A 15148-nucleotide genomic window follows, 5' to 3' on the forward strand; every position below is an offset into this window, starting at 1 on the left:
TCCTTACATTGGGTTCTGTGGGCGCCACGGTTCGATCAGTGCGTCCAGGTTCATGGCATCGGCGAAGTCCAGGAACTGGTCGCGCAGCCAACTGATCTGAGTGCCGGCCGGCAGGGTCACGGTAAACGTGGCGTTGAGCATGGTGCCGCCGGTCTGCGGAGCCTGATAGGTATCGCAGGTCAGGTTTTCCAGCTCGACGTTGTGATCCATGAAGAACTGGCACAGCTCGTTGATGATGTCCGGGCGATAGGCCGAGGACACGTAAGCCACGTACGGCAGGGCCTGAGGACGGTTTTCCAGGGCGGCACTGCGCACGACATTTACGGTGAAAGCATGCTTCTTGGCCAGGCCCGGCAGGCTGCCTTCCAGACGCGCCAGGGCGTCCCAGCTGCCGGAGATCTCGAGGATCAGCGCGCTGCACTCGCCATGACGAGTCAGGCGGGAGGTGACGACCGCGCAGCGGTTTTCATGGCTGGCGCGGCACAGGACGTTGGTCAGCTCCATGGGATTGGCGCCGAGGGCACTGACGACAAGGAATTGTTCGCGAACTGTGGGGGTGGACATGCAGCATTCCTAAAGCGATGAGCGGTCGGTAGGGTGAGGGCGTTGAGTGCCGGGACATACCTGTCCGCAAGACCCGATTCGCCTATCGCCACGGCTCCAATAATAAGGAAGCGTAAGGCGGCGACACTGGAACGGGGCCTGGGAGGCCGAAACGGGGGGCTGGAACCCGGCGTACAAGCTGATCAGTACCGATCAAAGTCTGAAGGGTAGCGAAAAGCGGCGCCAAGGGGAATGGCGGCGCAGTACTTCGCTTGTGCAAGCATCTTGGCGCCAGTACCATTACCGCTCTCTTTTTCCGGCAGGAGCGGTTTCATGATTGCGGGCAGTATGGTGGCACTGGTCACACCCATGGATGCACAAGGGCGTCTTGACTGGGACAGCCTCAGCAAACTCGTGGACTTCCATCTCAAGAACGGCACCCATGCCATTGTCGCGGTCGGTACAACCGGCGAGTCGGCAACCCTTGATGTAGAAGAACACATTGCCGTCATCAAAGCCGTGGTCAAACAGGTGGCTGGTCGTATTCCGGTCATCGCCGGTACCGGCGCCAATTCGACCCGTGAAGCCGTCGAGCTGACCCGCAACGCCAAGGCGGCCGGCGCCGATGCCTGCCTGCTGGTAGTCCCGTACTACAACAAGCCGACCCAGGAAGGCCTGTACCAGCACTTCAAGCACATCGCCGAAGCGGTCGACATCCCGCAGATCCTCTACAACGTGCCTGGCCGCACTTCCTGCGACATGCAGGCCGAGACTGTGATCCGTCTGTCCACCGTGCCGAACATCATCGGTATCAAGGAAGCCACTGGCGACCTGAAGCGTGCCAAGGCAATCCTCGACGGCGTGAGCAAGGACTTCATCGTGTTGTCCGGCGATGATCCGACCGCAGTCGAGCTGATCCTGCTGGGTGGCAAAGGCAATATCTCCGTCACCGCCAACGTCGCCCCGCGCGAAATGGCCGACCTGTGCGAGGCCGCGCTCAAGGGCGACGCCGAGACCGCACGGGCCATCAACGAAAAACTGATGCCGCTGCACAAGGACCTGTTCATCGAAGCCAACCCGATTCCGGTGAAGTGGGCTTTGGTCGAAATGGGCCTGATGCACGAAGGCATCCGCCTGCCGCTGACCTGGCTGAGCGCTCCTTGTCATGAAACGTTGCGCTCGGCCCTGCGCCAGTGCAGCGTCCTGGTTTAATTGAGGAAGTACAACGCATGAAGCGAATGGCCGGACTTTCCGCACTTGCCTTGATTATCTCCAGCACCAGTGGCTGCGGATGGATCTGGGGCCCGGAAGGTTATTTCCGTGACCGTGGTAGCGACTACCTGGAAGCGAAACAGACTGCACCGATGCAATTGCCACCGGATGTCAGCACCTCCAAGCGCCTGGATCCGCTGCTGCCGATCCCGCGTAACGTAGCCGACGACACCGCCACCGGCGAATACGTTGTTCCGCGTCCTCAACCGCTGTCGGCGATTGCCGACGCCAGCGATTACTCGCTGCAGAAGAGCGGTGATTCGCGCTGGGTCATGGGCCAGCATCCACCGGCCGAAGTCTGGCCAGTGGCTGTGCAGTTCTTCCAGGACAACGGTTTCCGTCTGGATGAACAGCGTCCGCAAACCGGCGAATTCACCACCACCTGGCAGCATTCCGACGAACTGTCCGCCGCCATGGCCAAGCGTCTGAGCGCCGCCGGCGTCGGTGCCGACAGCGAAACCCGCGTGCGGGTACGCATCGAGCCGGGCGTGCAGCGCAATACCAGTGAAATCTACGTGGTCAGCGCCGAGCGTCCTGCCGGCAGCACCGCCAATGTCGATTTCACCAACCGTTCGGTCAACACTGGCCTGGACGCTGCCTTGGTCGACGACATGCTCGCGAGCATGAGCCGTACCTCCGAGAAGGGCGGTTCGGTGTCGATGCTGGCATCGCGTGATTTCGATACCCCGAGCCGTGTCAGCCTCAGCGAAGACGGCAGCGGCAACCCGGTATTGAACGTCGGTTCGGATCTGGATCGTGCCTGGTCGAGCGTCGGTCGTGCGCTGGAGCAAGGTCAGTGGCGCGTTGAAGACATCAACCGCAGCCTGGGCCTGTACTACATCAACCTGGCCGAAAAAGCCGAGAAGAAAGACGAGAAGCCTGGTTTCTTCAGCAGCCTGTTCGGCAGTGCGCCGACCAAGGAAGAAGTTGAAGCCCGTGCCGAGCGTTATCAGGTTCGCCTGAGCAAGGTTGGCGACAACGTTCAGGTCACCGTCGAGAAAAACATCAACACCGTTGCCCCGGCCGATGTGGCCCGCAAAGTGTTGAGCGTGATTCAGGACAACCTGGGCTGATCCAATGCGTTTTGCCGTTCTCGGCAGCGGTAGCCAAGGGAACGGCACGCTGATCGCCAGTGCTGATACGTATGTGCTGGTGGATTGTGGTTTTTCCCTGCGGGAAACCGAAAAACGCCTGTTGCGCCTGGGTGTGAACCCGGCGCAACTGAGCGCGATACTCGTAACCCACGAACATGCCGACCATGTGCATGGCGTGGGTTTGCTGTCTCGGCGCTACAATCTACCGGTCTACCTCAGTCGCGGCACCCTGCGCGGGATGCGCAAACCGATTGAACCCGCAGGCTTCGTGGCCGGCGGCGAGCAGCTGCAGATCGGTGCTCTGGACATCGGGGTCATTGCCGTGGCCCATGATGCGCAGGAACCGACCCAATATGTGTTCAGCGACGGTGAGCGGCGCTTCGGCCTGTTGACCGACCTGGGTTCATACTGTGAGCGGGTGCTGGACGGTTATCGGGACCTCGATGCGTTGATGATCGAGTCCAATCATTGTCGCGACATGCTGGCCCGTGGTCATTACCCGTACTTTCTCAAGCAACGGGTGGGCGGCGAGCTGGGACATTTGAACAACCATCAGGCGGCATTCCTGGTGGCCGAGTTGGGCTGGCAAGGCCTGCAACATCTGGTCCTGGCCCATCTGAGCAGCAAGAACAACCTGCCGCAGCTGGCCCGGCAATGTTTTGTCGACACCCTCGGGTGCGACCCGGACTGGCTGCAACTGGCCGATCAAGATTCAGGGCTCGACTGGCGCCACATCGCCTAGCCCATCTACTTAGCAAGCGGAGCCCATCATGGAAAAACGTGAAGAACTCTACCGCGGCAAAGCCAAATCGGTTTACAAGACCGACGACGCTGACCGCTTGATCCTGCTGTTTCGCAACGACACTTCGGCGTTCGACGGCAAGCGCATCGAGCAGCTCGACCGCAAAGGCATGGTGAACAACAAGTTCAACGCCTTCATCATGCAGAAACTCGAAGCGGCCGGCATTCCGACCCAGTTCGACAAACTGCTGGCCGACAACGAAGTTCTGGTGAAGAAGCTGGACATGATCCCGGTCGAGTGCGTCGTGCGTAACTACGCCGCCGGCAGCCTGGTCAAGCGTCTGGGCGTTGAAGAAGGCCTGAAGCTCAACCCTTACACCTTCGAACTGTTCCTGAAGGACGACGCCAAGGGCGACCCGTTCATCAACGAATCCCACGTCGTGGCATTCGGCTGGGGCACCGCCGAGCAACTGGCGCGCATGAAAGAACTGTCGCTCAAGGTCAACGAAGTCCTGAGCAAACTGTTCGACGACGCCGGCCTGCTGCTGGTGGACTTCAAGCTTGAATTCGGCGTGTTCAGCGACGGCTCCATCGTCCTGGGCGACGAGTTCAGCCCGGACGGCTGCCGTCTGTGGGACAAGGACACCAAGAAGAAGATGGACAAGGACCGCTTCCGTCAGGGCCTCGGTGACGTCATCGAAGCCTACGAAGAAGTCGCCAACCGTCTGGGCGTACCGCTTTAATCGACGCAAGCATCTGATAGCACGAAGAAATTTTCGAAAGAGGGTTTGCTTTCGGTAAAAGTGTTGTTATGATGCGCGCCGTTGGAGAGATGCCAGAGTGGCCGAATGGGACGGATTCGAAATCCGTTGTACCTTCACCGGTACCTAGGGTTCGAATCCCTATCTCTCCGCCATACATAGAAAAAGCCCCGTAGCTGAGAAGCTACGGGGCTTTTTCGTATGTGCTGGGAAAGTATGTTTTGCTACTAGATCCGCGCGAATCGTTTTCCTGCGTAGAGAAAATAATTTGTCCCCGCTGCTGCGTCCCACATCGGGGCCTAGCGTTGGTTTTAACTGAGTTGCCGCGGAGTTGAGAGCACCGAGAAGTTTGTCATGGCTTGCTGAATAGAAGGGCGCACATAGTGCTTGAGCGTCGAGAAGTGTGGTTTCTAAAGGCTGTACCGATCATTTTGTGCGCTCTATGATATGCAATGTTATCGTGCTATCACGTATGGCAGCTTCGTCAGGGACTGAAAGGGGACAAGATGACTGATTTTGAGCAGCAACCTTTTGCAGACGCCGAGTTTGCAGAGAATCCGGAGCAACGATGCCCCTGCATACTACTGTTGGACACGTCATCGTCCATGAATGGCGCTCCGATTCGACAATTGAATGATGCACTGCAGTTCTTCAAAGAAGAGCTTTATGCCGATGCTATGGCGGCAAAGCGGGTTGAGTTGGCTGTGGTGACTTTTGGACCTGTCAACATTCAAACCGAATTCACGACCGTCGATGGTTATTTTCCTGAGGTGTTGGAGGCCAGCGGTGTCACCCCAATGGGCGAGGCGGTCGAACGTGCGTTGGATCTGCTGCGTGAACGCAAAGAGCGTTACCGAGCCAATGGAGTCAAATATTACCGGCCCTGGGTTTTTCTGATTACAGACGGTGCCCCAACGGATGAGTGGCAGGAAGCGCGCCGGCGTGTTCACGAGGGCGAAGAACGAAAGGAATTCATGTTCTATTCCGTCGGTGTTGAGGGGGCCGAGATGTCGACCCTAACTCGGTTGGGAACACGTCAACCTTTGAAGTTGAAAGGTCTGGCGTTTCGAGAGCTTTTTGCTTGGCTGTCGAGCTCTTTGAGCGCCGTATCACAGTCGAACCCTGGGGATGTGGTTCCTCTCGCCAATCCGACGGGGCCGACGGGGTGGGCAGTTGCAGAGTAGGTTGCATTGGCGATGGGCAGCGGCGTCCTGCATTGGCACGTCGCATCTACGATTGGGTACGCGGAGGCAGGATGCATTTAGCGTCATGCGCGTTCATTCAAATGCAATGTGTGCGATCGTTTCCGATGGTGCGGGAAGTGCTAGTTATGGTGGTCAGGGCGCTGCCTTAGTCTGCCGCAACCTGATGGTCAATCTTCGCAATTGGTTAAAGCAACATGAAGTTTTGCCAGGCGACGAAACGATCATTTGCTGGATTGATCAACTCCGCGATCATCTTTCTGTGGTTGCGGAGAAGCGAGGTGTAACTCGACGACAGTTTGCCGCCACTTTGGTCATGCTGGTGGTATTCAAAGATCAAACCTTGGCCTTACAGATCGGAGATAGTTCACTCGTGGCTCGCAAGGCTGGTGTATGGGAGGCCATTTGCTGGCCGGATAACGGAGAGTTCGCTTCGACGACCTATTTCGTTACGGATGATCCTGAAGTCCGTCTGCATACATATCGCTTTGATCGGGAGTACGACGCGTTCGCTCTTTTTTCAGATGGGCTTGAGTCAGTTGCGTTGGAGCAGGCAACACAAAAACCTTTTGCTCGCTTCTTCGATCCGATGATCAAACCAGTGGACCAGGCACAGACGGGCGGGCGTCTTGCTGAGTTATCAGATGCACTCGCGCGTTATTTGCACAGTCCTGCGTTGTGTGAGCGCACGGACGATGACAAGACACTCATCCTGGTGTCATGCCAATGAGTTTGCAGTCGGTCAAGATCGGCGGTAAAACCGAGCGACTCGACAAGCAACTGGGCAAAGGTGGCGAAGGCGATGTATTCGCCTTGGTGGGCCGAGGTGATTGTGCAGTCAAGATCTACAAATCGGAGCTGCGAGACTCCCGCGAGAGCAAAGTCCAAGCAATGATTGACGGGCGGTTAGCTGGTGCAACCACCCTAGTCGCTTTTCCATCCGAAGTAGTGACTGATGCCTCTGGAAATTTTCTAGGCTTTACCATGCGGCTGGTAGCGGGGTACCGCGCGCTGCATGAGTTATACAGTCCGAAATCCCGCAAGTTGCATTTTCCCAAGGCGGATTACCGATTCCTAGTACGCGTCGCCCAGAATGTCGCGCGTGCTGTCGCCACAGTACATCAAGCTGGGTGCATCATCGGTGATCTCAATCACTCCGGGGTGTTGGTGGGGCAGGATGCGACGGTTGCATTGATTGATGCCGACAGTTTTCAGTTCAGTTTGAAGGGCCGCTCCTACCCTTGCGTTGTCGGTACCGAAGACTTCACACCACCTGAGCTTCATGGGGGGAGTCTTGCGAAGGTCACCCGCACTCAGGCGCACGACAATTTTGGGCTTGCGGTTGCTATTTTCCAATTGCTTGCGATGGGCAAGCACCCCTATGCAGGTCGTTATAACGGTCCGGATCTCTCTCTGGGCCAATCGATCGCACAGAATCGCTTTGCCTTTTCCGTGATTCGACGTAACGAGACACGTACTACACCGCCGCCCGGCTCCATTTTGCTCGCGGATTATCCTGAATCGATAGCGAAGGCATTGGAGGCTGCGTTCGGCCTTACCCCCTCATCACGCCCGATTCCATCCACGTGGGTCAGTTTGCTTCAGGGACTCGAATCGGGATTGCGCCGCTGCGCCGATGTGCCGACCCACTATTTTCCTGGCTCTGCAACTTCTTGTCTGTGGTGTCGGCTGGCGAGTCAGTCTGGAGTCGAGATGTTTCCCCAAGGCTTGGTTGTCGGCACTGTTCCGATGGCAGGGCCCTTTGATTTGGAGCGCGTGTGGGCGGCTATTCGAGCATTGCGCGCCCCCGTACCAGATGAGGTAATACCGGTTTGGAGTGGCAAAATTGCTGCCCCCAGCGTAGCAGTGACACAAGCAAAGGGTAAGCGGCATGATCCCGCGATTTTGGGTGGTGTCGCCTTGCTAATCTCAGTTATTGGTGCTGTTCTCGCCCCAAAGGCTTTTCTGCTGTGGTGCGGGCTTGGGCTTTTCGGCTTGGTGCGGGCCTTTGCTGCCAATAAGATTGATGCAACGCCATTTCGCAAGGCCTATCAAGATGCGGACAGTAAGGTGCGCTTGGCATCTCAAGCCTATCTTCAACGAATTGGTCTGCGGGAAATATATGTCTTGCGTGCCGATTTGGAAGATGACGTCATTCGATATCGGCAGATTGAGGACGGGCTTGCTCAAGCGCTCAATCAATTGAAGTTGACACGCGAGGAGCGCCAGCGCGCAGTTTTCTTGGATCGTTTTTTGATAAGACGAGCATCGATATCTGGCATTGGGCCGGGGAAGACTGCCACTCTCGCGTCTTTTGGTATTGAGACTGCCGCAGATATCACTGCTTCAGCAGTTCGAGCGGTACCTGGTTTCGGAGAGGCGTTGACAGCGAAAATGTTGGCTTGGCGTAAGGGGCATGAGGGTAAATTCCGTTACAACGCCACACCTGATCCGTCCGATTTACAAGCAGAGCAGTCCACTCGGGCAGCGTTCGCAACCAAACAGATCGAACTCCAAAGAAAAATTCAGTCGGGGTTAGCTGCTTTGCAAGCTGCTATACCTCGCTGCATTTCTGCTAAAAACGCACAAGACCAAGCGCTTGTGCAAGCACTCCAAGAACGTGCTATCGCAGAGAACGATTGTGCTGCGCTGGGGATTAGCGTACCTGCACCGGCTGCTATCTCTTTTGATATTCCCAAGAGAGCGCAGATACAGCCGAGCAAAGTTAATCCAATGCCGGTGACCCCTCGTTCGTTGGTGTCGAATAACACGCGGTCGTCTGCAACGAACTCCTGCCCGAGCTGCGGTGCTTCCATGGTGCGTCGTACAGCACGAAAAGGGAAAAACGCAGGGCGTCAGTTCTGGGGGTGCTCCAAGTATCCGGCTTGTAAAGGGACTCGGAGCTAAGGCTTAGCTTAATAGTTAGTTCTTGTCGGTAACATTTGGATCAGTGCGATTCATTCATGTTGAGCGAGCGGAAGGTGATCGATTACATCTTGTCCGTTTGCTTAGGGTTAGAAGGTCTATTTCCCCGTCATAGCTTGACAAGCCCCGTAGCTTAAACTGCGGGGCTTTTTGTGGGGAAAGAGCGGTTGAGCGTCAGCAAACAGAATATCTATTAGGCTTTGCTCAGCGTGTTATTTGGTTTTCGTGAAACCGCCCTCACCACATCATCAACAACCGCCTTACCCATCTCCGTCAAAAAATGCGCAGCCCAAGCATATCGATCCGTTTCTCTAATGAACCCCGCATCTTCTGCCAGTGCCTTGGCGAGGGCCAGTAGGTCAGAAGCCTGAGCCAGCGCCTGGCTGACAGGCACTCCGGCGCAGACATGAAATAGCGGATTTTCGGAGCAGTAGAGGAAGGGAGTGGCTCCGGCGGTTTTTTCTTCAGGTGCATCATGCATGTGTAACTCCTTGACTGTGAGGAGCTGCCACTTTCGTTTCCAAGCGAATGGGTGGCAGCTGTACGCAGGTTGGAAACCGGGAGTCAAGGAGACCGGCACGCCCGAGGGCGTCCCACGCACAGCCGCCATAGAGCAAATTTTCGGGCGTAAGAAGACGCCAGTATTTGTCAGGGACGCTGTTGCGTGACTCGTCGGGTTTCCAAGCCCGGCCGCTGATATGCAGCGACGTCTTGAGAATATCCCGTCGGAGGAGGCCAATAAGGCGGTCACCGGCTTATACCCCCAGCTACTGCCCATTCACACGCAACTCGCGGATTCTGCCTACAAGCCCGTTTTGAGTCACCTGATTATTCTTGTCGGCATGATGCTCAAACCTTCAAGCAAAAAGGTGCAACTCGATGAATGAGATGAACTACAACGGTTACGTCGAACGTCGCAGTAACACGATTTGAGACCCGGCTCACGCTTTGAAAATACTGACTAAACTCCTGCATTCCAGCTCATGGGCCGCCAGCCATCTGGCGGTCACCCCCTTCAATGCATGAGGTTCGGTCATGGCAAAGGGAAAGAAGAAAGACTCGCCCAAAGACACCCCCGCGGATCGCCCGAAATTGTCGAGCAAAGACTATCTGGCGGAGTTGCGTCGACTGCACGTTGAACTCGTCAAACTGCAGGAATGGGTGAGGGCCGAGGGCATCAAGGTTTGCGTGATTTTCGAAGGGCGTGATGGTGCGGGCAAGGGCGGGACGATCAAGGCGCTTACCGATCGGGTCAGCCCGCGGGTCTTTCGGGTCATAGCATTACCGGCCCCGAGCGAGCGTGAGAAGAGCCAGATGTATCTGCAGCGCTACCTGCCTTATCTGCCGGCGGCCGGTGAGGTGGTGATCTTCGATCGCAGTTGGTACAACCGCGCCGGTGTCGAGCGGGTGATGGGGTTTTGCACCGAAAATCAGGTCGAAAAGTTTCTCAAGACGGTGCCCCTGGTGGAGCATGCCATCGTCGATTCCGGGGTGATTCTGCTCAAGTACTGGTTGAACGTCAGTCAGGAAGAACAGACGCGCCGGCTGGAAGAGCGCATCAAGGACGGTCGAAAGATCTGGAAACTGTCGCCCATGGATCTCAAGTCGTACAGCCGCTGGTATGACTATTCGCGGGCGCGTGACGACATGATCAAGGCGACCGATACCGAATATGCACCTTGGCTGGTGGCCGATTCGAACGACAAGCGACGAGCGCGCCTGAACATCATCTCCGATCTCCTCAGCCGCATTCCGTACAAGAGTGTTTCGCGCGAGAAGGTTGAGTTGCCCAAGCGGCAGAAGCCAGGGGGCTACAAGGAATCGGATTATCCCTTCCGGCACATCCCCGAGAAATTCTGAAGACGGGTGTTCGCGTCAGTCTCGGAAAAGCCCCGTGGATGAAATTCCGCGGGGCTTTTTCGTTTCTGCAGGGGTGTCAGCCAGCCCTCAAATCTCCTTGACCGGCGTATCCCCCTGCACACCCTTGATCAACTCGATCACGTGCAGACAATCCGCCTTGTTCACATACGACTCCCCACTGGCAACCGTCTCATGGTTTCCCGCCCGCAGGCGCCAGCGCCATTGGCCCTTGCCGGTGCTCGGGGTGCCCTTGGATTGCCTGTAAATCTCGAAATACATTCAGTTCGCTCCATGCGATGGGATATTGCGACAACCTGTTTGGCGCATGGTCGCAAGCCTAGCGGAGCCTTGTCATTTGGCTATCGGGGATGTGTTTCCAATCGTTGGCTAATGTTTCTGCGACACGCGGGGCAGAGCGTCGGGATCGGCCTTCTGATTGGCGAGTACGTCCTTTTTTCACCCTTGCATGACCTTCAGTGGTGCTGCTTAATACGGTGCGGCTCATGGCGTCGAATTTCGTTCGGCGACCGACAAACACTATAAGAAAGAGCAGTCCATTGACCCACTCGCATGGAACGCAACACGCGGGGCCGGTGACGTTGTCGCTGGTGGTTCCCGTATTCAATGAAGAGGACAGCCTCGACGGCTTTCTCCTGCGCATTCGTCAGGTGTTCGAGCGTGAGGCGCAGATCAGCCTTGAACTGGTGTTCGTCAACGACGGCAGCACCGATACGACGCTGGAGCGCCTGCTGCGCTGTCAGCAGAGCGATTCGACGATACGTATCGTCGATCTGAGCCGCAACTTCGGCAAGGAGGCAGCACTTTCCGCTGGCTTGCAGATTGCCACGGGGCAGATCGTGGTGCCGATCGATGTCGATCTGCAGGACCCGCCCGAAGTCATTCTGCAGATGATCGAGCGTTGGCGTGAAGGTTACGAAGTGGTGCTTGGTCACCGCATCAGCCGCCGCAATGACTCCTGGGCCAAACAGACGTCCGCCAGTTGGTTCTATCGCCTGCACAACAAGATTGCCGAACAGACATTGCCGGAAAACGTCGGCGATTTTCGGTTGATGGATCGTTGCGTGGTCGACGCTCTGCTGACGCTGCCGGAATCGCGGCGGTTCATGAAAGGTCTGTTTGCCTGGGTCGGGTTTCGTACCACCCAGGTCGAATACGAGCGCCCGGAGCGAGCGGCAGGGCACAGCAAGTTCAATGGCTGGCGGCTGTGGAATTTCGCGCTCGAAGGCATCACCAGTTTCAGCACCGAACCCTTGCGGATCTGGACGTACCTGGGAGCGATGGTGTCTCTGGTGTCGTTTGCCTTTGCCATGTTCATTGTGGTGCGCACACTGATCCATGGTGTCGACATGCCCGGTTATGCCTCGCTGATGGTCGCGGTGACCTTTCTCGGCGGCTTGCAACTGATCGGCATCGGCGTACTGGGTGAGTACCTGGGGCGAACTTACATCGAAGCGAAGCGCCGGCCGGTTTTCCTGGTGCGCCGCATTTACGAATCCAAGGACTGAAGCATGGATCTCAAGGAAACCGACATACTCGGCGACAGCATCGGCGAGCATTGGTATTACTGTTCCAAAGCAGCGGCGACCCGTCGGTTGCTGGGGGAAGCACCGATCAAGCGAATTCTCGATGTCGGTGCCGGTTCAGGGTTCTTTTCCCATCATTTATTGACCCACACCGCTGCGCGCGAAGCGTGGTGCGTGGACATCAGTTACCCGGCCGACTCCAGCGCCACCACCGTCGGCAAACCGGTGCATTACCGCCGCTCGATCGATACCGTGGACGCCGATCTGGTGTTGCTGATGGATGTACTGGAGCACGTTGACGACGACCTCGGCCTGCTCAAGTCCTACGTCGACAAAGTGCCGTCCGGCAGTCGGTTCCTGATGACTGTGCCGGCGTTCCAGTTCATGTGGAGCGGGCACGACGATTTCCTCGAACACAAACGTCGCTACACCCTCGGGCAGTTCGAAACCCTGGCCCAAAAGGCCGGATTGACGGTCGAGCGGGGCGCCTATTACTTCGGAGCGGTGTTCCCGATTGCCGTTGCGTCGCGCCTGATACCCGGCGGTTCACGCGGTTCGGCGCCACGTTCGCAACTGAAAAAACATCACCCGCTGGTCAATTCGCTGCTGAAAACCCTGTGTCGCCTTGAGCTGCCCTTGATGGGCATGAACCGCCTGGCTGGCCTGAGTGTTTTCGTGCTGGCGCGCAAACCGTGATGGCGACGCAACGGTCCGAACTGATCCAGCGTGGTTTGCGCTTTGCCGTGACGGGGTTGTTTGTCACGGCCCTGCATGCGCTGGTGGCGGTGTTGTTCATCAACTTCGTGAGCCCTCAACCTCCGCTGGCCAATGGTGTGGCATTTGTCGTGGCGACGGTGGTGTCCTACGTGATCAATACCACCTGGAGTTTTTCCGCAAGGTTGCACGGCCGAACCCTGCTGCGATTCCTGATGGTCTCGGCGGGAGGATTCGTGTTGGCGATGTTCGTGGCCTGGGCTGCCCAGATGGCCGGTCTGCACTATCTGCTGGGAATTGTGGCCGTCTCGTTGACCATTCCGGCATTCACTTTCGTACTACACAATTTCTGGACATATCGATGAAGGATTCGCGAGAGCACCCGGCACTATTTTTACTGCCGCTGCTGTTGGGGGCGCTGGTGTTTTTTCTGGCGATCGGGCCGCAAGCGCTGAATCCGCAAAACATTGCCTGGCTGGAACAGGGGGATCCGGCGACGCATTACCTAGGTTGGGAATTCTTCCGACATTCGCCCTGGACATTTCCAGTCGGGCTCAACCCGTTCTATGGCCTGGAGTTGAGCAGTTCGATCATCTTTTCCGACTCCAATCCACTGTTGGCGCTGTTGTTCAAACCCTTCAGTGCGTGGTTGCCGGATACCTTCCAGTATTTCGGGTTGTGGCTACTGGCGTGTTGTGTCCTGCAAGCCTGGTTTGGCTGGAAACTGCTCGGGCTGATCACCGGCAATCCTGTGATTCGTCTGTTGGGAGCCGGGCTGCTGGTGTTCTCGCCGCCGATGTTTCTGCGCATGGGCGGGCACCTTTCTCTGGCGGGGCATTTCCTGATTCTGGCAGCGTTGTATCTGGCGCTGGTGCCAGACCTGCGTCGACGCCATTGGGCCTGGGGCTCGTTGCTGGCGGTGACGTCATGGGTGCACGCGTACTTGCTGGCCATGGTGGCCCTGATCTGGCTGGCGGACTTGCTGGGCAAGGCATTCAGCCGACAATTGACCCGGCGTCAGGCGCTGATTGAAGGTGGATTGCTGTTTGCGCTGGTGAGTGTGTGCTGCTGGCAGGCGGGTTATTTCAGCATTGCCGACGGCGCGGCGTCCGGCGGTTTCGGTTTGTACCGGATGAATTTGTTGTCGCCGTTCGATCCGGCAGGCTGGTCCCGGATCTTGCCCAGTCTGCCCAAGGGTGAGGGCGACTATGAAGGCTTCAACTACATGGGGCTGGGCGTTCTCTTGCTGGTGCCGCTGGCGCTGATTGCCTGGATTGGAAACAGGCAACCCTTGAAGGACGAGTTGCGCGCTCGACCATGGCTGTTGATGGCCTTGTTCGGGCTATGGCTTTTTGCGCTGTCGAATCAGATCGGAATCGGTGCAACGACCGTCGGCTATCCGCTGCCGAAGATGATCATCGGCCTGGCCAATGTCTTCCGCGCCTCGGGGCGGATGTTCTGGCCGGTGCTGTATGCCCTCATCCTGGCCATGATTTTTCTGGTGGTGCGCGGTTACCGCCCGCGCGTTGTGATTTTTTTGCTCGCTACAGCGCTGGTGGTTCAGGTCGCCGACACTCGAGCCGGCTGGCTTGGCCTGAGACAGGGGAAAATGGTTGCGCCATCGGCGGCCTGGAACAGCCCGCTGCGCGATCCGTTCTGGACAAGCGCTGCCGGACGATACGCGAATGTACGTGGCCTGATGCCGCAGAATCAGAACGATCGCTGGCAAATGATTGCCGGATTTGCAGCGGCTCACGGCATGAAGACCGACGCTGTCTATCTTGCGCGAGTGAGTTCTTCAGCACTGGCGCTGGCACAGCAGAAAGCCCGACGCATGCTCGACTCGGGGCAATACGACGCGGATTCGTTGTACATCCTGAGCGACGATGTCCTGGCGGACGCCGCAAAAAGCATCAACAGTGAAACCGATCTGCTGACCCGGGTGGATGGACTGGTGGTCCTTGCGCCGGGGTGGAAGCGCTGCGCGCAGTGTCTGTCGATGCGGGATGAGGGGCGGCGGATGTCCGTGATTCCCCTCTCTGGGCCTGGGCAAACGCTGACGTTCAACTACCGGAGTCGACAATTGGCCAACGGCTGGTCGACGGCGGAAAGCTGGGGGACGTGGACGGAGGGGCGGCAGGCGAAAATCGAAATGCGGGTGTTGCCGCAGGCGCGTTCGATCGTGCTCGACACATTGGCGTTCATACTGCCACAGCATCCTTCCCAGCGAGTGATCGTGAGCCTCAACGGCGAGCAGGTGCTGAGCACGAGCTTGACGCAGTTCCAGGGTAATCGCCTGGAAATTCCAATCAGTGCTTCGCTCAGTCAGAGCCTCGTGCGCGATGACAGACTCGATATCGAATTGCAGCTGCCGGATGCCATCAGCCCTCAGCAATTGGGGATCAACGATGATTCGCGGGTCATGGGCATGGGCCTGAAGACGTTGACGGTGCAATGACGCACCGTTTTGATGGACGCTGCCCCGGCAGCCT

16 protein-coding genes and 1 tRNA gene are annotated in these 15148 nt (G+C 57.4%); 14 read left to right on the forward strand and 3 right to left on the reverse strand.

The window, feature by feature from the left end; translation table 11 throughout:
* Positions 1–3: 3 nt before the first annotated feature.
* Entirely contained in the window at positions 4–564 is a 561-nt protein-coding gene (locus tag AC1RMX_RS11160; RefSeq protein ID WP_096819408.1) for a glycine cleavage system transcriptional repressor, read from the reverse strand.
* Between the two features lie 312 nt (positions 565–876).
* Here AC1RMX_RS11160 and dapA point away from each other — a divergent pair, with 312 nt between their 5' ends.
* The 8 genes from dapA (at position 877) to AC1RMX_RS11200 (ending at position 8520) form a co-directional block, all read left to right on the forward strand.
* The gene (gene dapA, locus AC1RMX_RS11165) at positions 877–1755 is read left to right on the forward strand and encodes a 4-hydroxy-tetrahydrodipicolinate synthase (protein WP_096819406.1); all 879 of its coding nucleotides are present in this window, start codon (positions 877–879) and stop codon (positions 1753–1755) included.
* Between the two features lie 17 nt (positions 1756–1772).
* The gene (gene bamC, locus AC1RMX_RS11170) at positions 1773–2888 is read left to right on the forward strand and encodes an NlpB/DapX family lipoprotein (protein ID WP_096819405.1); all 1116 of its coding nucleotides are present in this window, start codon (positions 1773–1775) and stop codon (positions 2886–2888) included.
* 4 nt (positions 2889–2892) lie between these two features.
* A complete protein-coding gene (locus AC1RMX_RS11175; RefSeq protein WP_096819404.1) occupies positions 2893–3651 on the forward strand; it encodes an MBL fold metallo-hydrolase in 759 nt (252 codons plus the stop codon).
* Between the two features lie 28 nt (positions 3652–3679).
* Positions 3680–4393 (forward strand): phosphoribosylaminoimidazolesuccinocarboxamide synthase, encoded by a 714-nt coding sequence (gene purC, locus AC1RMX_RS11180; protein ID WP_025110658.1) that lies wholly within the window; start codon positions 3680–3682, stop codon positions 4391–4393.
* Positions 4394–4476: 83 nt separating this feature from the next.
* A tRNA-Ser gene (locus AC1RMX_RS11185) sits at positions 4477–4566 on the forward strand.
* 351 nt (positions 4567–4917) lie between these two features.
* The gene (locus tag AC1RMX_RS11190; protein WP_493071864.1) at positions 4918–5595 is read left to right on the forward strand and encodes a vWA domain-containing protein; all 678 of its coding nucleotides are present in this window, start codon (positions 4918–4920) and stop codon (positions 5593–5595) included.
* Between the two features lies 1 nt (position 5596).
* Positions 5597–6343: a PP2C family serine/threonine-protein phosphatase gene (locus AC1RMX_RS11195; RefSeq protein ID WP_493072058.1), complete on the forward strand. Its 747-nt coding sequence runs from the start codon at positions 5597–5599 to the stop codon at positions 6341–6343.
* A complete protein-coding gene (locus AC1RMX_RS11200; RefSeq protein ID WP_493071866.1) occupies positions 6340–8520 on the forward strand; it encodes a helix-hairpin-helix domain-containing protein in 2181 nt (726 codons plus the stop codon). Before AC1RMX_RS11195 ends, AC1RMX_RS11200 begins: the two co-directional genes overlap by 4 nt.
* Before the next feature lie 211 nt (positions 8521–8731).
* Here AC1RMX_RS11200 and AC1RMX_RS11205 read toward each other — a convergent pair whose 3' ends face one another.
* On the reverse strand, positions 8732–9019 hold the full coding sequence (locus AC1RMX_RS11205; protein WP_493071868.1) for a DUF3077 domain-containing protein: 288 nt from the start codon (positions 9017–9019) through the stop codon (positions 8732–8734).
* Between the two features lie 217 nt (positions 9020–9236).
* Between AC1RMX_RS11205 and AC1RMX_RS11210 the strand changes: the two genes are divergently transcribed.
* Together AC1RMX_RS11210 and ppk2 are read left to right on the forward strand one after the other, a co-directional pair.
* Entirely contained in the window at positions 9237–9425 is a 189-nt protein-coding gene (locus AC1RMX_RS11210) for a hypothetical protein (protein WP_096819401.1), read from the forward strand.
* A 148-nt stretch (positions 9426–9573) separates the two neighbouring features.
* A complete protein-coding gene (gene ppk2 / locus AC1RMX_RS11215; protein WP_493071870.1) occupies positions 9574–10398 on the forward strand; it encodes a polyphosphate kinase 2 in 825 nt (274 codons plus the stop codon).
* A gap of 87 nt (positions 10399–10485) precedes the next feature.
* Here ppk2 and AC1RMX_RS11220 read toward each other — a convergent pair whose 3' ends face one another.
* Positions 10486–10677 carry a YegP family protein gene (locus AC1RMX_RS11220; RefSeq protein WP_064383113.1) on the reverse strand — a complete coding sequence of 64 codons (192 nt, stop codon included), beginning with the start codon at positions 10675–10677 and terminating at the stop codon, positions 10486–10488.
* 278 nt (positions 10678–10955) lie between these two features.
* On the opposite strand from AC1RMX_RS11220, the gene AC1RMX_RS11225 reads away from it, so the two are divergent.
* Genes AC1RMX_RS11225 through AC1RMX_RS11240 form a run of 4 tightly spaced genes read left to right on the forward strand, consistent with a single transcriptional unit; the run spans position 10956 to position 15114 of the window.
* Positions 10956–11924, forward strand: a complete 969-nt coding sequence (locus AC1RMX_RS11225; RefSeq protein WP_096819398.1) for a glycosyltransferase family 2 protein — start codon at positions 10956–10958, stop codon at positions 11922–11924.
* A gap of 3 nt (positions 11925–11927) precedes the next feature.
* Positions 11928–12638, forward strand: coding sequence for a class I SAM-dependent methyltransferase (locus tag AC1RMX_RS11230; RefSeq protein WP_493071872.1), 711 nt, complete (start codon positions 11928–11930; stop codon positions 12636–12638).
* Positions 12638–13021 (forward strand): GtrA family protein, encoded by a 384-nt coding sequence (locus tag AC1RMX_RS11235; RefSeq protein WP_219737340.1) that lies wholly within the window; start codon positions 12638–12640, stop codon positions 13019–13021. Before AC1RMX_RS11230 ends, AC1RMX_RS11235 begins: the two co-directional genes overlap by 1 nt.
* Positions 13018–15114, forward strand: coding sequence for a DUF6311 domain-containing protein (locus AC1RMX_RS11240; RefSeq protein WP_493071874.1), 2097 nt, complete (start codon positions 13018–13020; stop codon positions 15112–15114). The genes AC1RMX_RS11235 and AC1RMX_RS11240 overlap by 4 nt, the downstream gene beginning before the upstream one ends.
* Positions 15115–15148 lie beyond the last annotated feature (34 nt).

The organism is Pseudomonas sp. GW822-FHT03F04 (genome assembly GCF_058801405.1).